Genomic DNA, 20,808 nt, shown 5'->3' with positions numbered 1-20,808 from the left:
CATGACTGTTCTGGCATCGCACCTCAAAATTTCCGGCGACCGTATTGTGCCGCGCCATGTTGCCATCATTATGGATGGCAACGGGCGCTGGGCACGCGCACGCGGCAAGCCGCGAACAATGGGCCACCGTGCCGGCGTTGAAGCCGTGCGCCGGACGGTTCAGACTGCCGCTGATATCGGAATCGAATATCTTACGCTTTACGGATTTTCGACCGAAAACTGGAAGCGTCCGGAAGGTGAAGTCAGCGATTTGATGGGGCTGTTGCGGCTTTTTATCAAACGCGAACTTGCGACCCTTGATAAAAACGGCGTGCAGATCAAAATTATCGGCGACCGACACCGGTTCGCGGCGGATATTCGCGAACTGCTCGATAACGCCGAAAAACGCACCGCGACCAATTCCCGGCTGAAACTAACCATCGCCCTGAGTTACGGCGCGCGTGCCGAACTGGTCGATGCCGTGCGCCAGATCGCACACCAGGTTGCCAGCGGCAAGTTGACCGAAAATGACATTACCGAAGACTTGATTGAACAAAATCTTTCGACGGCGGGTATGCCCGATCCTGATCTGTTGATCCGGACCAGCGGCGAACAACGGATCAGCAACTTTTTGTTATGGCAGTCGGCCTATACAGAATTTGTGTTTGACGACGTGTTATGGCCCGATTTTGATCGCGAACATCTGGAACGGGCAATTGAAAGTTTTGCCGGACGGGAGCGGCGGTTTGGCGCAGTCCTTTGAAACCCCCGCAAGCGTGAAATCGGGTCTGGGTTTGCGTATCGCATCGGCCCTGGTGATGACGCCGGTGGCTGTCGGGGCCGTGTGGGCCGGGTCGCCATGGTTTGGCATTCTGCTTTTTGTCTTTAGTGCTGCAATGCTTTGGGAATGGTTGCGCATGTGCGTGCCCGACCGGGCAATGGTCTTGGCTGGCGTTGCCAGTGCTGGTTTGGCCGTTGCCATGTATCTTCTGTCGGTTTCGCCGCAATTGACTGTTTTCGTTCCCGTGCTTGTCGCCGCCCTTGTGGTTGTTGTTGCCAGTGGCAAGCAACGCCCGCTTGTGATGGCTGGTGCGCTTTATATCCCGGTGGCAGCATTGGCTGCCCAATGGTTGCGGGCGTGGCATCCTGACGGCTTGTTGTTGATCATGTGGCTGTTTTTTGTGGTTTGGGCGACCGATACCGGTGCCTATGCCTTTGGCCGTGCGATTGGGGGGCCAAAACTGGCACCACAGTTCAGCCCTAAAAAAACCTGGGCGGGATTGATTGGTGGCATGCTATGTGCAGCCCTTATTGGCGCGCTGATTGTCAATTTCAGTGGCGGAAAGGCTATTTGGGCCATTTCGCTGGCCAGTGCGGCCCTGGCAATTATTGCGCAGATTGGCGATTTGGCAGAATCCGGACTTAAACGCCGGTTTGGTGTAAAAGACAGCAGCAATCTGATTCCCGGTCATGGCGGGTTTCTCGACAGGGCGGACGGCATGCTTTCGGTCTTCCCTGTGGCTTTTGTGATTATTTATTTTTTCGATCTGGCTTTGCGGTAACGTTTTACCCGGATCGACTTTGTTATATTGGTGCCGGATGTCGGTTACGAAATCTGTGTGTATTATGGGCGTGACAGGCTCGATCGGCAAAAGCACTGCCGAGGTGATTCTGGCGCATCCCGACCGTTTTCGGGTTGATGCGGTAACAGCCTATCGCAATGTGCCTGAGCTTGCGTCGATGGCGGTGTCGCTCGGGGCCAGTTTTGCCGTTATCGCCGATGAAACCCTGTATGAAGATCTGAAGCGGGCCCTTGCGGGTACCGGCATTGTTGCCGCCGCAGGCGAAAATGCCCTGATCGAAGCTGCCGAACGCCCTTCTGACATCGTGATCGCCGGTATTGTCGGTTCCGCAGGATTGCGCGCGACCCTGGCAGCGATTCGTCGCGGGGCCATCATTGGTCTGGCCAACAAGGAAACCCTTGTCTGTGCTGGCGAACTGATGATGGATGATGTCAAACGATATAATGCAACCCTTATCCCCGTCGATTCCGAACATAGTGCGATTTTTCAGGTGCTGGAAGATAACGCGCTTGATCGCATCGACCGCATATTGCTGACTGCGTCTGGCGGGCCGTTTCGCACATGGTCGCGCGACGATATGGCCGGGGTGACCCGAGAGCAGGCCCTTGCCCACCCGAACTGGAGTATGGGTGCTAAAATTTCGATTGATTCAGCGACAATGATGAATAAGGGGCTGGAGCTTATTGAAGCGTGCCGCCTGTTCCCGGTCGAGCAAAACAGGATCGAAATTCTGGTTCATCCGCAATCTGTCATTCACAGCATGGTCGAATATGCTGATGGGTCTGTGCTGGCACAGCTTGGAACCCCTGATATGCGCACGCCGATCGCCTATGCGCTGGGGTGGCCTGAACGGCTGTCGTTATCGCTGCCACGGCTTGATTTTACAGCCATCGGGCAGTTCAGTTTCGAGTCCCCCGACGAGGTTCGTTTTCCCGCCCTGAGATTAGCACGCGAAGCCTTGCGGACCGGCGGGACCCTGCCTATTGTTCTTAACGCTGCGAATGAGCTTGCCGTGGCGGCATTTTTGGACAGGCGTATCGGGTTTCTCCAAATTACTGAACTGGTCGAAGCCGTCATGGCAGCACATCCAAGCGAGATATTGACGGATATAGATCATGTGTTTGCGACCGATATTCTGGCGCGTCGCTGGACCGAAGACATGATTGCCGGTTTATGCCATTAACGGCACCGAACAAGTCGAGGAAGCCTATCTGATGGTCACTATTCTAGCGTTTCTTTTTGTGTTGTCCGTCCTGGTGTTTGTCCATGAATTTGGACATTACTGGGTCGCGATCAAGGCCGGGGTAAAGGTTGAGTCCTTTTCCATCGGTTTTGGCCCGGAAATCGTCGGTTGGAACGATAAAAGTGGAACACGCTGGAAGATTAGCGCCTTGCCTTTGGGCGGCTATGTCAAAATGTTCGGGGATATGAACCCCGCCAGCGCCGGGCAACGCGATGATTTGTCCGACGAAGAACAGCAACATGCCTTTCATCACAAAGGCCTTTTGGCGCGTGCGGCCATTGTTTTTGCCGGGCCGCTGGCCAATTTTATTTTTGCCATCGTTATTTTTACCGTGCTGTTTGCCGCCGTCGGGCAGCAACGGGCGTTGCCTGTGGTTGGCACGGTCACGGAAAACAGCGCGGCAGCCGCTGCGGGCTTGTTGCCAAATGATCGCATTGTTGCCGTTGATGGTCAAAACATTGAATGGTTTGAAGATCTGTCGGTGAAAATCCGGCAAAAGCCCGATCAACCGGTTGATTTGACGATTAAACGTGGCACCGAGACGTTGGATGTTACGGCGACCCCGCAGGCGGTTTCTGAAGGAAACGGCCCGGATGCGATGACGTTTGGACGGCTTGGCGTTTCGGCGGGCGAGTTTGTTGCGCATCGTGATGGTGTTTTTGAAGCGGTCGGGCACGGATTTTCGACCACCTATGGCATTGTGACGCAAACGTTTGATGCGATCGGTGAAATGATTGCAGGCAAACGCGACAGTTCCGAACTTGGCGGGCCGATCCGCATTGCGCAAATGTCGGGGCAGGTTGCCGAGGGGGGGCTTGCGCCGCTTTTATCTTTTATGGGTTATTTGTCTGTTAGTCTTGGGCTCATAAACCTGATGCCTGTGCCGCTTCTTGATGGCGGGCATCTGGTATTTTACCTGCTTGAAGCCCTGCGCGGCAAACCAATGAATGCGAAAGCGCAAGAATATGGTTTCCGTCTGGGCGCGGGTTTGGTATTGAGCTTAATCATTTTTGCAACATGGAATGATCTGTCGCATCTTGGCGTATGGAATTTTTTAAAAGGCCTTGCCGGCGGATGACTGCACATATCAGGGGGTTGGTTTTGCTGCGTAAAATGCGAACTGCTGCAATGATGGTGGCCCTTGCGGGCGCCACAGTTCCAGCATTCTTGCCTGTCGATGCCCAGGCTCAGAACTATCCCACCATCTCGCAGATCCGCGTGGACGGGAACAATCGTATCGAAACGGGTACGGTTGATGCCTATCTCAAGGTTCGTGCAGGCGATGCCTATGATCCGCAAAAAATCAACGACTCGCTAAAGGCGTTGTTTGCGACAGATTTGTTCGCCGATGTTTCCATCTCGTATAATGATGGAACCATGGTGGTGAAGGTCGTTGAAAATCCGATCATCAACCGGATCGCCTTTGAAGGTAATAACCACCTCAAAGACGATGCCCTGACCACAGAGGTGCAGCTTAAGCCGCGTGTGGTTTATACCCGAACCAAGGTTCAGGCCGATGTTCAGCGTATTCTCGATCTGTATCGGCGGTCGGGCCGGTTTGCCGCCACTGTAAACCCCAAGGTCATTCAGCGTGACCAGAACCGGGTTGACCTTGTTTTTGAAATCAAGGAAGGCGAAGCCACCGGGGTTCGTCGTATCAACTTTGTTGGCAATTCGGCCTTTGACGACAGCGAGCTTTCCGGCGTTATTCGGACCACCGAAAGTGCATGGTGGAAAATTCTGACGTCAGACGATAATTACGACCCGGACCGGGTGACATTCGACCGCGAATTGCTGCGTCGTTTTTATCTGGCTGCGGGCTATGCCGATTTTCAGGTTCTGTCCTCTGTCGCCGAACTGACGCCGGATCGTTCCGACTTTTTTATCACCTATACTGTCAACGAAGGCGAGCGTTACAAGTTTGGGGACATTAAAATCAATTCCGAAATTGATAAACTTGATGTCAATGAACTGACCCCGCTGATTAAAGTGGACAAGGGCGACTGGTATAATTCGGAAGTCGTCGACGACATGATCAAATCCCTGACCGATTATGTCGGGGACCGGGGCTATGCCTTTGTTGATATCAAGCCGGAAATCAAACGGGATCGTGAAACCAACACGATCAACGTGACTTTCAATATCACAAAAGGCCCCAAGGTTTACGTTGAACGTATTGATATTGTTGGCAATGTGCGAACCCTTGACAAGGTTGTCCGCCGCGAATTCCGCTTTGTTGAAGGCGATGCGTTTAGCACGTCGAAATTGAACCGGTCGCGCCAGCGTATTGAAAACCTTAACTTCTTTAAAACGGTCGATATCAAAACCCTGCCAGGCAGCGAGCCTGACAAGTCGGTTGTTGAAGTTGATGTTGACGAAAAATCTACCGGTGAATTCTCGATCGGGGCCGGTTACGGCACGGACCAGGGGCCGTTTGGTCAGGCTGGTATTCGCGAACGTAACCTGTTGGGTCGGGGCCAGGATTTGCGTCTTGGCTTTACCGTTGGCGGAAGCAGCCGCCAGATCGATCTTTCCTTTACCGAACCGTACTTCCTTGATCGCGATGTCAGTGCCGGGTTTGACGTTTTCCGCCGCGAAGACGACAACCAGGATGAAAGCTCGTATGATGAAGAACAGACCGGCTTTGGTTTGCGTGCAGGATATAATTTCACCGAACATCTAAGCCAGCAGGCCCGTTACGGATTTGAACTCGACAAATATTCAGATGTTGATTCCGATGCGTCGCGTCTGTTGCGTGAAGAAGACCCGGATTTTAGCGAGTCAACCATCGGTCAGACCTTGACCTATGACCAGCGCGATAGTTCGGTTTCACCAAAAGACGGCTATTTTGCGCAGGTTTCCAACGATCTGGCCGGGTTTGGCGGTTCGGAACGTTATTTGAAATCGCGGGTTTCGGCCGGGTATTATTTCCCGCTTGATCGCCAGAAAGAATGGGTTGTCAGCACCAAGGGATCCTCGGGGTATATCTTCGGGATTGGTGAAGATACCCGCATTTCGCAGCGTTTCTTGCTCGGTGGGTCAAGCTTGCGCGGTTTTGCAGCTGGTGGTGTCGGCCCGCGCGACAAGGCAACCGGCGATGCGGTTGGGGGTAAATTCTACTATTCCGGTACAGTGCAGCTTGATTTTCCTTTGGGCTTGCCATCGGAATTTGCCCTTAAAGGGCGTGTCTTCTCGGACTTCGGGTCATCGTCGGGGGTTGACGGTGATAACCCGGGTGAAATTTATGACTTGGGATCACTTCGTGGGTCCGTTGGTATTGGGGTAGGTTGGGAGTCGCCGTTTGGCCCGATTGGTGTTGACCTTTCGCAAGCCGTTCTCAAAGAAGATTATGACAAAGAGGAAGTGTTCCGGTTGAACTTCGGAACCAGATTCTGATGTATATGATGAAAACTGCCCAACGATTTTTCCTGATTGTCCTGATGGTTACCGGTCTGGGGCTGCATACGCAGGCCCGGGCCGCCGAGGCCAAACAGGAAACCACTGCTATTGTCATGATCGTCGATTTCGAAGGGATCATGCGCGAAGCATCTGCGATGCAAGATATGCGCAAGCAGGTCGAAAAACGCCGTAATTCCTATCAGACTGAAATCGAAAAGCGCCAGCAGGCGCTGCGCGATGAAGACCAGAAGCTTGCCCAGCAGCGCACGTTGTTAAGTGCCGATGTTTTGCAGCAAAAACGTGCTGAATTTCAGAAAAAAGTTGCTGAATTCCAGAAATTCGCCCAGGGCCGCAACAAGGTTCTCGACGAGGCTGTGAATGAAGGACGGATCAAGTTTCAAAAGAAGCTGATCGAAATTATTGCCGATGTTGCAGAAGAACGTAAGGCAACCCTGGTCCTTCATAAAAGCCAGGTGATTTTGCACGCCAACGCCATGGACGCAACCAAAGAGATATTCGAAAAAGTCAATGCGGCAATCCCCTCATTGACGGTCGAGTTCAAGGAAGGTTCCTGATGGCAGATCCGCGTTTTTTCAAACGCAAAGGGCCATTTGATGCTACGGAAATTGCTAATATTTCCGGCGCAACGCTTTTACAGACGACCGGCGCAAGCCGGTCTTTTGTCGATGTGGCTCCCTTGCAGGTTGCCGATCAAAGCTGCCTGAGCTTTTTCGATAATCGTAAATATATCGATGCTTTTGCCGCCAGTTCGGCCGGGGCGTGTTTTGCGCGCCCCGAATTTGCCGATCGTGCGCCCGAAGGCATGCTGGTTTTTGTCAGCGACGATCCCTATCGTGCCTATGCCAAGGCAGCCACGGCGTTTTATCCGGCGGAACCTGCCACGGGCGAAATTTCGGATGGTGCCTTTGTCCATCCTTCTGCCCGTATTGGCACCGGTGTTCAGATTGACCCGGGTGCCGTGATCGAGGAAAATGCCGAAATTGGCGATGGCACCCGCATTTCCGCCAATGCGGTTATTGGTCGCGGCGTGGTGGTTGGCAATGGCTGTTATATTGGACCAGGTGCTGCACTAACCCATACGCTTGTCGGGCATCAGTGCATTATTCATTCCGGCGCGCGCATTGGCCAGGACGGGTTTGGTTTTGCCATGGGCCCTCAGGGCCATTTAAAGGTGCCGCAGTTAGGGCGCGTTGTGATTGGCAATGATGTCGAAATTGGTGCGAATTCCACCATTGATCGCGGGGCTGGCCCCGATACCGTCATTGGAAACGGTTGCCGTATCGACAATCTGGTTCAGATCGGCCATAACGTCGAAATGGGCATGGGGTGCGTCATTGTGGCCCAGGTGGGTATTTCCGGATCGACCAAACTGGGGCATTTTGTTGTTGCCGGTGGGCAGGCCGGAATTACCGGCCATCTGACACTGGGGGACGGGGCCAAAATAGCGGCGCAGTCCGGTGTTATGAAAGATATGAAACCGGGTGATGTGGTAGGCGGCAGTCCTGCCGTCGCGATGATGGATTACCACAAGCAGACCATCGCCTTGTCGCGGCTGATACGAAAAAAGAAATAAGGGCACTTTTCATGACCGAATTGGTAAATGTTGATATCCAGCGCATTCTGGAAATGATTCCGCATCGCTATCCATTCTTGCTGATCGATAAGGTCATCGATATTGCAGCCGATGAATCCGCTGTTGGCATTAAAAATGTTACGATGAATGAACCGCAATTTACCGGTCATTTTCCGCAACAGCCGATTATGCCAGGTGTGCTGATTATTGAAAGCATGGCGCAGACGGCCGCAATTCTGGTTGTTCATACGCTGGGTGCGGACGCCGAAGGCAAGCTGGTTTATTTCATGAGCATTGATAGCGCACGTTTTCGCAAACCGGTTGTACCGGGCGATGTGATGCATATTCATGTGCGCAAAAAACAAAGCCGCGGCCCGGTCTGGAAGTTTGAAAGCGAAGTGCGTGTTGACGGCGTGGTTGTTGCCCAAGCAACGATTTCTGCGATGATCCGGGATAATTGATGATGGCAAACGTGCATCCGACAGCGATTGTCGAAGACGGTGCGCAGATCGGTCTGGACGTCGAAATCGGCCCTTATTGTATGGTCGGTGCGTCGGTTGTTCTGGGCGACAGGGTTAAGCTGCATTCGCATGTTGTCGTCGCTGGAAATACGACGGTCGGGGCGGATTGCGCTATCTTCCCGTTTGCCTCGATCGGTCATGCACCGCAAGATTTGAAATTCAAGGGCGAGGCCTCGCGCCTGGTGGTGGGCGCCCGGACCAAAATTCGTGAAGGGGTCACCATGAACCCCGGCACGGAAGGGGGCGGTATGCTGACTTCTGTCGGCGAGGACTGCCTGTTTATGGCCGGGGCCCATGTCGGGCATGATTGCGAAATTGGCAATCATTGTATTCTGGTCAACAATGCGACCCTTGCCGGGCATGTCAATGTTGACGAGTTTGCCATTGTCGGTGGTTTGTCGGCGGTTCACCAGTTTGTGCGCATTGGTCGCCATGCCATGATTGGCGGGATGACCGGTGTTGAAAGCGACGTTATCCCTTATGGTTCCGTTATCGGGAACCGGGCGTATCTTTCGGGCTTGAATATTGTCGGTTTGAAACGTCGCGGGTTTGATCGTGAAACCATTCATTCCTTGCGCAAGGCCTATCGACTGGTGTTCGCGCATGAAGGCACACTGGCCGAGCGGGTAGAAGAAGTGGCAAAGGATTTTGCCGATGTCGGCCCGGTCATGGAAATTATCAGCTTTTTGAAAGCCGAGAGCACGCGCTCGGTCTGTACGCCGAAATATGACAGTTCAGCAGGGTAAAATTGGCCTTATTGCTGGTGGTGGTGATTTACCCGCCCGCCTTGTCGACGCTGCCAAAGCGTCGGGGCGGGCGGTGTTCGTTATTGCCCTGCAGGGTTACTGCACCGCACCGGAAACATTCGGGGTACCTTATCAAACCATTCGATTAGGGGCGGTTGCAAAAATTCTGCATCACCTCAAGGTGCAGGGATGCACCGATGTTGTTCTGGCGGGAAAGGTACAACGTCCTTCCTTCGGATCGATCCGCCCTGATTGGCGCGGGGCAAAAATCCTGCTGAAAATCGGCATCAGGTCGCTGGGCGATGATGGCCTGTTGCGGTTGCTCGCGCGCGAATTTGAACAGGATGGTTTCAAGCTGACAGGGGCGCACGAAATTATGACAGACCTAGTGGCGAGCGAAGGTGTGCTGGGCAAAATATCGCCCGATGATCAGGCGTGGGCCGATGCCCGTCACGGGTTGGCCGTTGCCCGCATTTTGGGCCAGGCCGATGTCGGGCAGGGCTGTATTGTGCAACAGGGGCTGGTTCTGGGACTTGAAGCCATCGAGGGGACCGATGAAATGATACGGCGCTCGGCCCTTTATGCGCGGCCGGGTGTTGGCGGGGTGCTGGTGAAGGCCAGCAAACCCCAGCAAGATAAACGGCTGGATTTGCCCGCCATTGGTGTGACCACCGTTGAAGAAGCCCACAAAGCAGGTTTGCGCGGAATTGCTCTTTTGGCAGGCGGCACCATGATTATTGACCGCGAAGCTGTTCTTGCCCGTGCCGAGGAACTTGGCATGTTTGTTGTTGGGCTTAAACCGACAGGCGGGGACGATCATGAGAAATGATATGTCCTCATCCGTGCCCCCCGCCGATAAGCCGTTAGACGGTTCTTTATCGCCGGTACTGCCGGTACAACGGCCGCTTACCATTATGCTGGTCGCGGGGGAGGCCTCGGGCGATCAGTTGGGCGGGCGTTTAATGGCAGCCATCAAGCGCAAGGCGGATAATGTTCGCTTTATCGGCGTTGGCGGCCCGCGCATGACGGGCGAGGGCATGACCAGCCTTTTTTCCATGAATGAAATGTCGGTGATGGGCCTGGCCGAGATTGTGCCCCATATCCCGCGTTTGTTACGCCGTATTGGTGAAACCGCCGCCTTGGCCTTGCGCGAAAGGCCGGACGTGGTTGTAACAATTGATGCGCCTGATTTCAGTTTTCGGGTGGGTAAAAAACTGGCCGGTCATGGGATTCCTCTGGTGCATTATGTCGCCCCGTCGGTCTGGGCATGGCGACCGGGCCGGGCCCGCAAAATTGCAAAATTCCTAGACCACCTTTTGGCTTTGTTGCCGTTCGAGCCGCCTTATTTTGAAAAAGAAGGGCTATCGACGACCTTTATCGGCCATTCGGCTGTTGAAGAACGCCATGGCGGCGACGCGGTGCGCTTTCGCGCCCGGCATGGATTGCAGGCGACGCAAAAAGTAATTTCAATTTTGCCAGGCAGCCGCCACTCCGAGGTGACAAGATTATTACCGGTATTTGCTGATGTCGTATCCCGGCTGCACCAGAATCATCCAGATTACGTTTTTGTTGTTCCCACAGTTAGCAAGGTCGAACAGGCCGTGCAGCAGGCCGTTGCCACATGGCCGGCAAAAGCAATTGTCGTGACGAGCGACCAGGACAGGCACGATGCCTTTAGCGCGTCCCACGCCGCATTGGCGGCCTCTGGTACGGTGTCGCTGGAATTGGGAATTGTCGGGGTGCCTCATATCATTGGCTATCGACTGAGTGCAGCCAGCGCCTGGATCGCACGGCGATTGTTAAAAGTCGACACAGTAACGATTATAAACCTTGTGCTGGGCCGCAAGCTGGTGCCGGAATATCTGCAAGAAGAATGTCGCCCGGACAGGCTTTATCAGGCAATGACAGCAATTATTGCGGATGGCGCACAACGCGATGCCCAAAAAGCCGGTTTTGACGAAGCAACAACGTTGCTTGGATTTGGGCAAACCCCGCCCAGTGATAAAGCGGCATCTGTCGTTTTGGAACTGGCACTGGCCGGGCGCGGCTGATCTTTAAGCCGGGGTTCTCGGGTGTTTGCTGTGATGGCTGAAAAAGTTTTACAATTTCGCGGTTCTCAAGACTGCGCAATTGTTTTAGCTTTCGGTCATTCACAGGTTCAAACCCGGAGACGAATTTAATGCGTTATTTGCATACAATGGTGCGTGTCACAGACGTGGATGCATCGATGAATTTCTATTGCAACTTGCTGGGCATGGAAGAAACACGCCGGTCCGAAAGTGAGAAGGGGCGTTTTACCCTGATCTATCTGGCTCCGCCCCATGATGTTCCCAGTGCCAAAGCCACCAAAATGCCGGAACTGGAGCTGACCTATAACTGGGACCCGGAAGAATATACCGGTGGCCGCAATTTTGGCCATCTCGCCTATGAGGTCGAAGACATTTACGCGCTGTGCCAAAAACTGATGGATGCGGGCGTTGTCATTAATCGTCCGCCGCGTGACGGGCGTATGGCCTTTGTTCTGTCCCCCGATGGCATTTCAATTGAGTTGCTGCAACAAGGCGATGCTCTTGCAGCGGCAGAACCCTGGGCCAGCATGGAAAATACCGGAAGCTGGTAAACATATTACGCAAACCCGATAACGAAAAAAGGCCCGGATTTCTCCGGGCCTTTTTGTGTTCGAAACGCCGTTATTAGCGGTTTTGAACTTCTTTGAATTCGCGTTCGACATCGCCGGTAAACAGCTGACGCGGGCGACCGATTTTCTGCGAAGGATCTTCGATCATTTCCTTCCACTGTGCGATCCAGCCAACCGTACGGGCGACTGCGAACAAAACAGTGAACATGCTTTCGGGAATACCCATCGCTTTGAAAATGATGCCCGAATAGAAATCCACATTCGGGTACAGTTTCTTTTCGACGAAATATTCGTCTTCGCGTGCAATACGCTCAAGTTCCTGTGCAACGTCAAGAAGTGGATCCTGAACGTTAAGTTCTTTAAGAACTTCGTGGCAGGTCTGTTGCATGACTTTGGCGCGCGGGTCATAGTTTTTATAAACCCGGTGACCAAAGCCCATCAGACGGAACGGATCGTTCTTGTCTTTGGCTTTATTGACAAAATCAGGGATGTTTTTCACATCACCGATCTGCTTTAGCATTTTAAGAACGGCTTCGTTTGCACCACCATGGGCAGGGCCCCACAACGACGCAATACCGGCAGCAATACAAGCAAACGGGTTCGCACCCGAAGAGCCTGCGAGGCGCACGGTCGAGGTTGACGCGTTTTGTTCGTGGTCAGCGTGCAGGATCAAGATACGATCCATTGCTTTGGCCAGAACCGGATTGACGTTGTACTTTTCGCACGGGACGCCAAACATCATTGCCAGAAAGTTTTCTGAATATGACAGCGCGTTGTTCGGATACTGGAACGGCTGACCGATCGAGTATTTATAGGCCATTGCCGCAATGGTCGGCATTTTGGCAATCAGGCGATAAGCCGAAATCAAACGCTGGTTCGGGTCGCTGATGTCGGTGCTGTCATGATAAAAAGCTGACATTGCGCCAACAGAACCACACATGATGGCCATCGGATGGGCATCGCGGCGGAAACCGTTATAGAAATTGCGCATTTGCTCATGCACCATGGTGTGCATGGTGATGTCGGCACTGAATTTGTCACGTTCTGCCTTGTTGGGCAGTTCGCCGTAGATCAGCAAATAGCAAACTTCCAGGAAGTCTGCCTTTTCAGCCAGATCATCAATGGCGTAACCACGATGGCGCAGAATGCCCTTGTCACCGTCAATATAGGTGATGGTCGATTCACAGCTGCCTGTGGACGTGAAGCCGGGATCATAGGTGAAGTAACCGGTATCAGCATACAGTTTGCGGATATCAATAACCGACGGTCCAATATTTCCCTCAAGAACCGGAAGCTCATACGACTTGCCGTTGGAATTGTCGGTTAGCGTCACGGTATGGGAAGTCTTGGAATTTTGAGCCATGACTTTTTTCCTTCCCTGTTAACGAACATGGTTTTCGATTGGGTGCAGCATAATGCCGCAGCGCACAAAGCGCAAACAGACTAAAGTTTCCCGGTGCTTTTTTTAGTGCTGTTATGCCGCCTCAAATTGTTTGATGCGGTCCAGCGTTTCGGGTTTTCCGAGCACCTGCATTACTTCAAAAATGCCCGGTGAAGAATTGGAGCCCGTTAAAACAGCGCGCAAGGGCTGAGCAACCTTGCCCAGTTTCAATTCCTTGCTTTCTGCGATCTGTTTGACAACAGTCTCGATGGCTTCTTCGTGCCATGTATCGAGCCCGGCCAGTTCATTTGCCAGTGCGGCAAACAGTCCGGCGGGAGCCTCGTCGATCAATGATTGTGCCTTATCATTGAAGGACAATACGCCTTTGGTGACATAGAAAGTGGCTGATTGAGCCAAGTCGGTAAGGATCTTGGCTCTTTCTTTAAGGCCTGACATGCCCTTGATCAAGGTTTCTTTCTGCACTGCATCTAAATTGCGAACATCCAGATTAGCTGCAATGGCAGGTTCGATCAGATCTGCAAGGCGAGCATTATCAGCCTGACGTATATAAATACCGTTCAGATTGGTCAGTTTTGCGAAGTCAAAGCGCGATGCACCTTTGCCAACGTCGGTAATGTCAAACCATTCAATGGCCTGGTCAGTGGAAATGACTTCGTCATCGCCATGCCCCCAGCCCAGACGCAGCAGATAATTGTTGATGGCTTCGGGCAGGAATCCCATTTCATCGCGGTATGCCTCGATCCCGAGGGCACCATGCCGTTTGGACAGTTTGGCACCGTCAGGGCCGTGAATCAGCGGAATATGGGCGAATGTCGGCACATTCCAGCCCATAGCGTCATACAGCGCTTTTTGGCGAAAGGCATTGGTCAAGTGATCATCACCGCGAATAACGTGGGTAATGCCCATGTCATAGTCATCGACCACAACAGACAGCATATAGGTGGGGGTGCCATCGGCACGCAGGATGATATAGTCGTCGAGTTGGTCGTTCGCCACCCTTACTTCACCCTGAACCTGATCGGTGATGATAGAATCACCTTCCAGCGGTGATTTAAGGCGTACGACAGGTTTAATGCCCTCGGGGGCTTCGCTCGCATCGCGATCACGCCAGCGGCCGTCATATTTCATCGGTCGGCCTTCGGCGCGGGCCTTTTCTCGCATTTCGGTCAGTTCAGCCGGCGAGCTATAGCAAAAATAGGCTTTGCCAGCCGCAACCAGACTGTGTGCCACTTCGGCATGACGATCACGGCGGGCAAACTGCATGACAGGTTCTTCGTCAGCGTTCAGCCCAAGCCAGTCAAGACCGGCAAAAATCGCTTCGACGGCTTCTGGCGTCGAGCGTTCGCGGTCGGTATCTTCGATCCGCAGCAAAAATTTGCCGCCGGTATGCTTGGCATAAAGCCAGTTATAAAGGGCGGTACGTGCGCCGCCAATATGAAGGAACCCGGTCGGAGACGGGGCAAAACGGGTAACAACCGTCATTCGCTTTATCCGTTTTTCTGGATGTTGTCGCTTGTCGTTAAGACTTTTGGCGTGCACGCTATATCATATTCGGAATGCTGTTGCACCACAGCGGATGATAGATAAAAGCCCGAGGCCCGTTATACTATTAAACATTCGTCGAATAAGATGGCGACAAATCACCTTTTTTCAAGGCTTTAACGCCGTTTGTGACCATGTTGCAACTGCGTTGGCAAATGACCGTGAAAAATGGATTTTGTCATTTGCCATGTTCCTTGGGTTGGGTCAGGCGGCCTCTTTTTCGCTTTTGTCGCCACCACCGGGCATTGTTTTGGCAACGGCGCTGGCTTTTGTGACCATCGGTTTATGGGTGAGTCGGCACCGGATTATTGCTTTTTTCGTTCTGTTAATGGCACTGGCGTCGTTAATCGGGGCGGTTCTGGTTGTTGGGCATCTGTATTTTTTACAAACACCAACCCTTAAAAAGACGGTGTATAGCCCTGCGATTTCAGGGAAAATCCTGTCGGTGGAACCCAGAGGCGGTCGGACCCGCCTGGTTATCGCCCCCACACATATAGACGGCCTGAAGCGCGCGCAAATGCCGCCCAACATACGCATTTCAATGACGGGTGCCTTAGGTGTGGCCCCCGGTGATATGTTTGACGGGCCAGCAAAACTTTTTCCTTTGGGTGCTCCCGAAGCGCCGGGTGACCCTGATTTTTCCCGCAGTCTGTATTTTGACGGTATCGGCGCGACCGGCTTTGTAATGGGGCGCAAATACAAAATTACACCATCGGACAGTTTTGAAGGCGATGTTTTTGCTCTGAACGGGCAGGTTCGGTTGGCAATGATGGCGCGGATCAACCGTGTTTTAGCCCCCGTTGAGGCCGGGCTTGCCAATGCCATACTGGTTGGAGAGCGCGGCGGTGTGCCCGCAGGGCTGGCAGAAGATTTGCGCAAATCGGGGCTAGCACATTTGCTGGCTATTTCCGGGCTGCATATGGGGCTTTTATGCGGGGCGGTTTTTTTTGCGGTTCGGCTGGGGCTGGCCCTGATTCCGGCCTTGGCGTTGCGCTACCCGGTGAAAAAATGGGCGGCAATCGCGGCAATGATTGTGGGCTTGTTATATTTGCTGTTGTCGGGGGCAACCGTGCCAACCCAGCGCGCCTTTGTCATGACGGCGATTGTCCTGTTTGCGGTTTTGGTCGACCGTCAGGCGATTTCATTGCGTCTGGTGGCCATCGCCGCGCTGATTATTATGGTGTTACAGCCCGATGCTGTGATGGGGGCCAGTTTTCAACTGTCATTCGCTGCTGTCACCGGCCTTGTTGCGTTTTATCAGGGGGCGGGCGGCCAATGGCTTGGCCCGGCACGGGACATTGGCATATGGCAAAAAAGCGCACGCTATCTGGGGTTGTTGCTGATTACAGGCATTATGGTAACTGCTTTAACGGCACCGATCATCGGGTTTCATTTTGGCCGGGTGTCGTTGCTGGGTGTTGTCGCCAATTTACTGGCAATTCCTCTGATGGCGTTCTGGATCATGCCTTGCATTGTTGCAGTACTGGCTATGGCACCATTCGGGCTTGAATTTTTGCCGCTAACGGTTTTGTCGCCGGGGCTAAAAATTTTGATCTGGCTGGCCCGAGGGGTGGCACAGCAAGATTGGGGCCTTTGGTATTTGGCCCAACCTGCCGCATTGGTCATTATACCGGCCATGATGGCGCTGTTATGGATGGTGATCTGGCGACAATGGTCGATCAGAATGTTTGTTATTGTGCCGGTTTGTTGTGCAATTTTTGCCGGTGTCACCTTTCAGCGGCCTGATGTTCTTGTTGGCGGGGGACGGAAGGACTGGGCTGTTTATGACCCGAGTCTGCAAAAGCTGTTTTTCAATCATAAAGTCAGCAAATTTCACCGCGCCATCTGGATGTCGCGTTATGGCATCAGCCCGGAAAGGTCAGATGTGCAGACCGGGCAATGCGCGGCAGATGTGTGCTGGTTTGTTATAAATGGACGCCATATTGTTCTGGCGCGAAAGCTTGATGACCCGTTTTATATCTGCCGCCATGCCGATATTGTGATTGATTTGCAACGCGATGTTCCTGCCAATGCCTGCAAAAAGTCATCCGTCATCATTGATGACGATGTTTTATGGTGGCAGGGTGGGACGGCGTTATATGTGCCCAAAAACAATGATCGGGCATGGTATGAGACCGTTCGAAACAGCAGCGGTAACTGGCCGTGGATCACCCTTGGCGGCAGATAGGTGCCGCCGGTGTTATGGGTTTAAAACCATTGTTCGCGATTGTTTAATATTGCCGCAAAAGGCCGACCAGCCGCCCCTGAATTTGAACGCGGTCAGGCGATAGCGTGCGTGTTTCATAGCGCGGGTTGGCTGCTTCAAGCAATACCTGGCCCAAACCGCGTTTTAACCGCTTTAGCGTGGCTTCGTTATCATCTACCAGGGCGACAACGATGGTGCCGTCATTGGCCTGTTCACAGCGCTGGATCAACACGGTATCGCCATCAAGAATGCCGGCATCAACCATCGAATCGCCAGAGACTTCCAGTGCGTAATGCTCGCCGGTGCCCAAAAGTGCGGCGGGAACCTGCACATGCGTGCTTTGGTCACGCAGGGCTTCAATCGGCGTGCCAGCGGCAATCCGCCCATATAAGGGCAGCGATACGCTTTCGCGTATTTCGGAAAAAGCAGAAGGAACGGTAGCAGGGCGATGGGTTGTTTTGCGGGCCGCACTGATCGGCGTTACCCGTGCCGTACCCGACGATGCCGGGGTGTCGTCTTCATTATTGTCGGGCAACCGCAATACTTCGAGCGCCCGCGCCCGGTGGGCAAGGCGACGGATGAAGCCGCGTTCTTCAAGGCCGGTGATCAAACGGTGAATACCGGATTTTGATTTAAGGCTCAGCGCTTCTTTCATTTCGTCAAAAGATGGCGAAATACCATGATCGCGAAGATGACTGTCGATATAGACCAGCAATTCATATTGCTTGCGCGTCAGCATGGCATTTTCCCAAACCCAAATAAGAACAAATCGAATACGCTAATGTTCTACTTTGGTTCCGGTTTGTGGTCAAGCCTGTAACGTCAAACTTCGCGTTTTCCGGGCGTTTTGTTGGTTATGGGGCTTAACAGCCCCAATGGCGGGTCGCATTCTGTTCTTTTATTGAGGGGCAAATGCAACGCGGGTGGTCCCGAACTGTTTAATCGGCAACAAAGGTGCCCGATTTGCCACCTTCTTTGTAAACCACGCGAATGTTGGTTAGTTGCATGGTTTTATCAACCGCTTTGCACATGTCAAAAACGGTCAGCGCGGTGATGGAAACAGCGGTCAGCGCTTCCATTTCAACGCCGGTGCGCCCGGATGTTTTGCAGGTCGCGGTAATATCGACAGCACTTTCGCCCTCGACCAGTTGCAGGGTCACAGAAACCGAGTCCAGGGGCAGGGGGTGGCACAGCGGAATCAGATCGGCCGTGCGTTTGGCTCCCATAATCCCGGCAAGTTGCGAAATGGCCAGCACATCGCCTTTTTTGTGGCCGTGATTTGCAATCAGGGCCGCTGTGGCCGGGTGCATGGTCACGCGGCCCTTGGCGGTCGCCGTGCGTGTTGTGACGGCTTTTGCCGAAACATCGACCATCACGGCGTTACCGCCTTCGTCAAAATGCGTCAGTTTGTTATTCATGCCGGTTTTGCCAACAGGGTTTGGGTCGCCAGTTTGACATCTTTCTGTCTCATCAGGCTTTCCCCAATCAGGAAGCATTTCGCGCCGACTTTTCCCATCCGTGCCAGATCATCTGGGGTGAAAATGCCACTTTCTGCAACCAGTAACCGGTCATCATCGACCATCGCGGCCAATTGCTCGGTCGTGGTTAGAGATACTTCCAATGTCTTTAAATTACGGTTGTTTATACCGATAAGCTTTGATTTGAGTTTAAGCGCGCGCGCCAGTTCCGGCGCGTTATGAACCTCGATCAAAACATCCATGCCCAACTGATGAGCCTGCGCTTCAAGCTCGGCTGCTTGCGCATCATCAAGGGCCGCCATGATCAATAAAATGCAATCAGCACCCAGCGCCCGGGCTTCTGTTACCTGATAGGGATCAATCATGAAATCCTTGCGCAGAACCGGCAGGGTAACTGCAGCGCGTGCTGCCACCAGATAGGCATCACTGCCTTGGAAATAGGGAATATCGGTCAGGACAGACAGGCAACTGGCCCCGCCAGCCTGATAGGCCTGCGCCAGTGCCGGGGGATTAAAGTCTTCGCGGATCAGGCCCTTTGACGGGGAGGCTTTTTTAATCTCGGCAATCAAGCCATAACGACCTGCGGCAATTGAAGCCTCAAGCGAGGCAATAAAGCCGCGCGGCGCTGATTGCGCAGCGGCGGCGGCTTGAAGCTCGGAAAGCGGCGTTTTGGCTTTGCAGGCGGCAACATGATCGCGTTTGTCGCTACAGATCCGGTCGAGAACGTCGCTCATGCTGCGTTTCCTTCGTTCGATATTTTCACAAGCTGGTCCAGCGTTTGTGCAGCCTTGCCGTTATCAATTGCTGCGCGGGCCTGTGAAATGCCATCGGCAAGGTCTTTGGCGTTGTTGGTCACAACAAGGGCCGCCGCCGCGTTTAACAGGACAATGTCGCGATAGGCATTTTTTTGCCCGGCCAGCAAATTGCGAATGGCGGTCGCATTGGTTTCGGCATCCCCGCCTTTAAGGTCGTCCAGCGAGGCAAGGGCAATGCCATAATCAGCCGGATCAATGTCAAAGGTTGTGACTTTGCCGTCTTTGACCTCGGCAACAAAGGTTGGTCCGGTGACGGAAATTTCGTCAAGTCCGCTATGACCATGCACCACCCATGCATGTTCCGACCCCAGACGGTTCAGCACATGGGCAATCGGCTCTACCCAGTCGCGCGCGAAAACGCCAATCACCTGATGTTTGGTTTTGGCCGGGTTGGCCAGCGGGCCCAGCAGGTTAAAAATGGTGCGTGTGCCCATTTCAACCCGGGTGGGCATCACATGGCGCACAGCCGAATGATGACGCGGTGCCATCATGAAACACAGATTAATCTGCTGAAGCGATTTTTCCAGAAGGCTCATATCGGCATCAAGATTAACGCCCAATGCGGCCAGCACATCGGCCGAGCCGGATTTGGATGAAGCCGCCCGGTTGCCATGCTTGGCGACTTTTGCCCCACAGGCTGCCGCGACAATCGCCGCTGCGGTTGAGATATTATAAGTGCCGCTGCCATCCCCGCCGGTACCACAGGTATCAACCGCGTCAGGCGCAGCAGTTAACCCGGTTGCCTTGGCGCGCATCACCCGGGCGGCACCGGTGATTTCATCAATGGTTTCACCGCGTAGCCGCAATGCCATTAAAAACGCGCCCATCTGCGACTGGGTTGCCTGACCGGACATTAAAACGTCAAAGGCTTGTTCTGCTTCACGCTCGCTTAACGTCGCGCCAGTGGCAACTTTGGCCAGTGTCGGTTTGAGATCATGTTCCGTGGACATGGAATGTTCCCTTTTTTGTTGGCTCCGGACACTTCAGGCGGCGGAGAAATCGATAAAGTTTTTTAAAAGTTCGTGACCATGTTCGGACGCGATGCTTTCGGGATGAAACTGCACACCGTGAATTTCATATTCTCGATGGCGCATGCCCATAATCAGCCCGTCAGCACTTTCCGCTGTGATTTCCAGGCAATCAGGTAATGTTGCCCGGTCAACCACCAGTGAATGATAGCGTGTTGCGATAACAGGTGATGGCAAGCCTTTGAAAACACTGGTTCCGGTATGGATCATGCCATCGGTTTTGCCATGCATGCATTGGGGCGCACGGATAACGTCGCCGCCAAATGCAGCCCCAATGGCCTGATGACCAAGGCAGACACCCAACAGTTTTATGGTCCCGGCAGCCTGTTTGATCAGGTCGACACAAATACCAGCCTGTTGTGGATCACAGGGGCCCGGCGAAATCACAATTCCTTCAGGCTGCATCGCCAGTGCATCGGCAACGGTGATCTCGTCATTGCGGACAACTTTGACCTCGGGCCCAAGTTCACGTAAAAAATGCCACAAATTAAATGTGAAGCTGTCATAATTATCGATGAGCAGATACATCGCGATCCCGGGACTTCCTGTGTTTCAGACGGGGCGAGAATAAACGGCCTTGCCGCTACGTCAAGCGATAGCGGTTGTGATTTTTGGGCTTTAACAGGCTGCTAAC

20 protein-coding genes are annotated in these 20,808 nt (G+C 53.3%); 13 read left to right on the top strand and 7 right to left on the bottom strand.

Going from position 1 to position 20,808, the window contains the following annotated elements; translation table 11 throughout:
* Window position 1: 1 nt before the first annotated feature.
* The 12 genes from TMES_RS13305 to TMES_RS13250 all read left to right on the top strand — a co-directional run bounded on the left by TMES_RS13305 (window position 2) and on the right by TMES_RS13250 (window position 11,685).
* The gene (locus TMES_RS13305; protein WP_085583294.1) at window positions 2-742 is read left to right on the top strand and encodes an isoprenyl transferase; all 741 of its coding nucleotides are present in this window, start codon (window positions 2-4) and stop codon (window positions 740-742) included.
* Window positions 726-1,541, top strand: a complete 816-nt coding sequence (locus tag TMES_RS13300; RefSeq protein ID WP_245835409.1) for a phosphatidate cytidylyltransferase — start codon at window positions 726-728, stop codon at window positions 1,539-1,541. The genes TMES_RS13305 and TMES_RS13300 overlap by 17 nt, the downstream gene beginning before the upstream one ends.
* A gap of 37 nt (window positions 1,542-1,578) precedes the next feature.
* Window positions 1,579-2,745: a 1-deoxy-D-xylulose-5-phosphate reductoisomerase gene (locus tag TMES_RS13295; protein ID WP_085583292.1), complete on the top strand. Its 1,167-nt coding sequence runs from the start codon at window positions 1,579-1,581 to the stop codon at window positions 2,743-2,745.
* On the top strand, window positions 2,726-3,883 hold the full coding sequence (gene rseP / locus TMES_RS13290) for an RIP metalloprotease RseP (protein ID WP_342746313.1): 1,158 nt from the start codon (window positions 2,726-2,728) through the stop codon (window positions 3,881-3,883). Before TMES_RS13295 ends, rseP begins: the two co-directional genes overlap by 20 nt.
* 23 nt (window positions 3,884-3,906) lie before the next feature.
* The gene (gene bamA, locus TMES_RS13285; protein WP_245835407.1) at window positions 3,907-6,201 is read left to right on the top strand and encodes an outer membrane protein assembly factor BamA; all 2,295 of its coding nucleotides are present in this window, start codon (window positions 3,907-3,909) and stop codon (window positions 6,199-6,201) included.
* Window positions 6,201-6,779, top strand: a complete 579-nt coding sequence (locus TMES_RS13280) for an OmpH/Skp family outer membrane protein (protein WP_085583288.1) — start codon at window positions 6,201-6,203, stop codon at window positions 6,777-6,779. Before bamA ends, TMES_RS13280 begins: the two co-directional genes overlap by 1 nt.
* Window positions 6,779-7,798: a UDP-3-O-(3-hydroxymyristoyl)glucosamine N-acyltransferase gene (gene lpxD, locus TMES_RS13275; protein ID WP_085583286.1), complete on the top strand. Its 1,020-nt coding sequence runs from the start codon at window positions 6,779-6,781 to the stop codon at window positions 7,796-7,798. Before TMES_RS13280 ends, lpxD begins: the two co-directional genes overlap by 1 nt.
* A gap of 11 nt (window positions 7,799-7,809) precedes the next feature.
* Window positions 7,810-8,259 (top strand): 3-hydroxyacyl-ACP dehydratase FabZ, encoded by a 450-nt coding sequence (gene fabZ / locus TMES_RS13270; protein ID WP_085583284.1) that lies wholly within the window; start codon window positions 7,810-7,812, stop codon window positions 8,257-8,259.
* A gap of 2 nt (window positions 8,260-8,261) precedes the next feature.
* Window positions 8,262-9,065, top strand: a complete 804-nt coding sequence (lpxA, locus tag TMES_RS13265; protein WP_085583592.1) for an acyl-ACP--UDP-N-acetylglucosamine O-acyltransferase — start codon at window positions 8,262-8,264, stop codon at window positions 9,063-9,065.
* Window positions 9,046-9,894, top strand: coding sequence for an LpxI family protein (locus TMES_RS13260; RefSeq protein WP_085583282.1), 849 nt, complete (start codon window positions 9,046-9,048; stop codon window positions 9,892-9,894). Before lpxA ends, TMES_RS13260 begins: the two co-directional genes overlap by 20 nt.
* Window positions 9,884-11,116 carry a lipid-A-disaccharide synthase gene (gene lpxB / locus TMES_RS13255; protein WP_245835405.1) on the top strand — a complete coding sequence of 411 codons (1,233 nt, stop codon included), beginning with the start codon at window positions 9,884-9,886 and terminating at the stop codon, window positions 11,114-11,116. The genes TMES_RS13260 and lpxB overlap by 11 nt, the downstream gene beginning before the upstream one ends.
* 128 nt (window positions 11,117-11,244) lie before the next feature.
* Entirely contained in the window at window positions 11,245-11,685 is a 441-nt protein-coding gene (locus tag TMES_RS13250) for a VOC family protein (RefSeq protein WP_085583279.1), read from the top strand.
* Window positions 11,686-11,758: 73 nt separating this feature from the next.
* On the opposite strand, the gene TMES_RS13245 is transcribed toward TMES_RS13250, so the two are convergent.
* A complete protein-coding gene (locus TMES_RS13245) occupies window positions 11,759-13,066 on the bottom strand; it encodes a citrate synthase (RefSeq protein ID WP_085583277.1) in 1,308 nt (435 codons plus the stop codon).
* 111 nt (window positions 13,067-13,177) lie between these two features.
* Window positions 13,178-14,587, bottom strand: coding sequence for a glutamate--tRNA ligase (gltX, locus tag TMES_RS13240; protein ID WP_085583275.1), 1,410 nt, complete (start codon window positions 14,585-14,587; stop codon window positions 13,178-13,180).
* Window positions 14,588-14,834: 247 nt separating this feature from the next.
* Here gltX and TMES_RS13235 point away from each other — a divergent pair, with 247 nt between their 5' ends.
* On the top strand, window positions 14,835-16,835 hold the full coding sequence (locus TMES_RS13235) for a ComEC/Rec2 family competence protein (protein ID WP_158091237.1): 2,001 nt from the start codon (window positions 14,835-14,837) through the stop codon (window positions 16,833-16,835).
* 43 nt (window positions 16,836-16,878) lie between these two features.
* Here the strand turns inward: TMES_RS13235 and lexA are convergent, their stop codons facing one another.
* The 5 genes from lexA to TMES_RS13210 all read right to left on the bottom strand — a co-directional run bounded on the left by lexA (window position 16,879) and on the right by TMES_RS13210 (window position 20,702).
* Window positions 16,879-17,592 (bottom strand): transcriptional repressor LexA, encoded by a 714-nt coding sequence (gene lexA, locus TMES_RS13230; RefSeq protein WP_085583271.1) that lies wholly within the window; start codon window positions 17,590-17,592, stop codon window positions 16,879-16,881.
* Between the two features lie 199 nt (window positions 17,593-17,791).
* Window positions 17,792-18,271, bottom strand: a complete 480-nt coding sequence (moaC, locus tag TMES_RS13225; protein WP_085583269.1) for a cyclic pyranopterin monophosphate synthase MoaC — start codon at window positions 18,269-18,271, stop codon at window positions 17,792-17,794.
* Window positions 18,268-19,065, bottom strand: coding sequence for an indole-3-glycerol phosphate synthase TrpC (trpC, locus tag TMES_RS13220; RefSeq protein ID WP_085583267.1), 798 nt, complete (start codon window positions 19,063-19,065; stop codon window positions 18,268-18,270). Before trpC ends, moaC begins: the two co-directional genes overlap by 4 nt.
* Entirely contained in the window at window positions 19,062-20,096 is a 1,035-nt protein-coding gene (trpD, locus tag TMES_RS13215; RefSeq protein WP_085583265.1) for an anthranilate phosphoribosyltransferase, read from the bottom strand. Before trpD ends, trpC begins: the two co-directional genes overlap by 4 nt.
* A 33-nt stretch (window positions 20,097-20,129) precedes the next feature.
* Complete coding sequence (locus TMES_RS13210; RefSeq protein ID WP_085583263.1) at window positions 20,130-20,702, bottom strand: anthranilate synthase component II; 573 nt, start codon at window positions 20,700-20,702, stop codon at window positions 20,130-20,132.
* Between the last annotated feature and the right edge of the window lie 106 nt (window positions 20,703-20,808).

The sequence above is a fragment of the Thalassospira mesophila genome (genome assembly GCF_002115755.1).
In the GTDB taxonomy this organism is placed as follows: Bacteria; Pseudomonadota; Alphaproteobacteria; order Rhodospirillales; family Thalassospiraceae; genus Thalassospira; species Thalassospira mesophila.
Note: the sequence above shows the minus strand (reverse complement) of the source record. Positions and strands in the feature narration are given on the sequence as shown.

Excerpts from the sequence above, each read along its gene's own strand:
- TMES_RS13305 (WP_085583294.1), top strand. The coding sequence starts at position 2 with ATGACTGTTCTGGCATCGCACCTCAAAATTTCCGGCGACCGTATTGTG.
- TMES_RS13295 (WP_085583292.1), top strand. The coding sequence starts at position 1,579 with ATGTCGGTTACGAAATCTGTGTGTATTATGGGCGTGACAGGCTCGATC.
- TMES_RS13280 (WP_085583288.1), top strand. The coding sequence starts at position 6,201 with ATGTATATGATGAAAACTGCCCAACGATTTTTCCTGATTGTCCTGATG.
- lpxD (WP_085583286.1), top strand. The coding sequence starts at position 6,779 with ATGGCAGATCCGCGTTTTTTCAAACGCAAAGGGCCATTTGATGCTACG.
- fabZ (WP_085583284.1), top strand. The coding sequence starts at position 7,810 with ATGACCGAATTGGTAAATGTTGATATCCAGCGCATTCTGGAAATGATT.
- lpxA (WP_085583592.1), top strand. The coding sequence starts at position 8,262 with ATGGCAAACGTGCATCCGACAGCGATTGTCGAAGACGGTGCGCAGATC.
- TMES_RS13260 (WP_085583282.1), top strand. The coding sequence starts at position 9,046 with ATGACAGTTCAGCAGGGTAAAATTGGCCTTATTGCTGGTGGTGGTGAT.
- lpxB (WP_245835405.1), top strand. The coding sequence starts at position 9,884 with ATGAGAAATGATATGTCCTCATCCGTGCCCCCCGCCGATAAGCCGTTA.
- TMES_RS13250 (WP_085583279.1), top strand. The coding sequence starts at position 11,245 with ATGCGTTATTTGCATACAATGGTGCGTGTCACAGACGTGGATGCATCG.
- TMES_RS13245 (WP_085583277.1), bottom strand. The coding sequence starts at position 13,066 with ATGGCTCAAAATTCCAAGACTTCCCATACCGTGACGCTAACCGACAAT.
- gltX (WP_085583275.1), bottom strand. The coding sequence starts at position 14,587 with ATGACGGTTGTTACCCGTTTTGCCCCGTCTCCGACCGGGTTCCTTCAT.
- TMES_RS13235 (WP_158091237.1), top strand. The coding sequence starts at position 14,835 with ATGTTCCTTGGGTTGGGTCAGGCGGCCTCTTTTTCGCTTTTGTCGCCA.
- lexA (WP_085583271.1), bottom strand. The coding sequence starts at position 17,592 with ATGCTGACGCGCAAGCAATATGAATTGCTGGTCTATATCGACAGTCAT.
- moaC (WP_085583269.1), bottom strand. The coding sequence starts at position 18,271 with ATGAATAACAAACTGACGCATTTTGACGAAGGCGGTAACGCCGTGATG.
- trpC (WP_085583267.1), bottom strand. The coding sequence starts at position 19,065 with ATGAGCGACGTTCTCGACCGGATCTGTAGCGACAAACGCGATCATGTT.
- trpD (WP_085583265.1), bottom strand. The coding sequence starts at position 20,096 with ATGTCCACGGAACATGATCTCAAACCGACACTGGCCAAAGTTGCCACT.
- TMES_RS13210 (WP_085583263.1), bottom strand. The coding sequence starts at position 20,702 with ATGTATCTGCTCATCGATAATTATGACAGCTTCACATTTAATTTGTGG.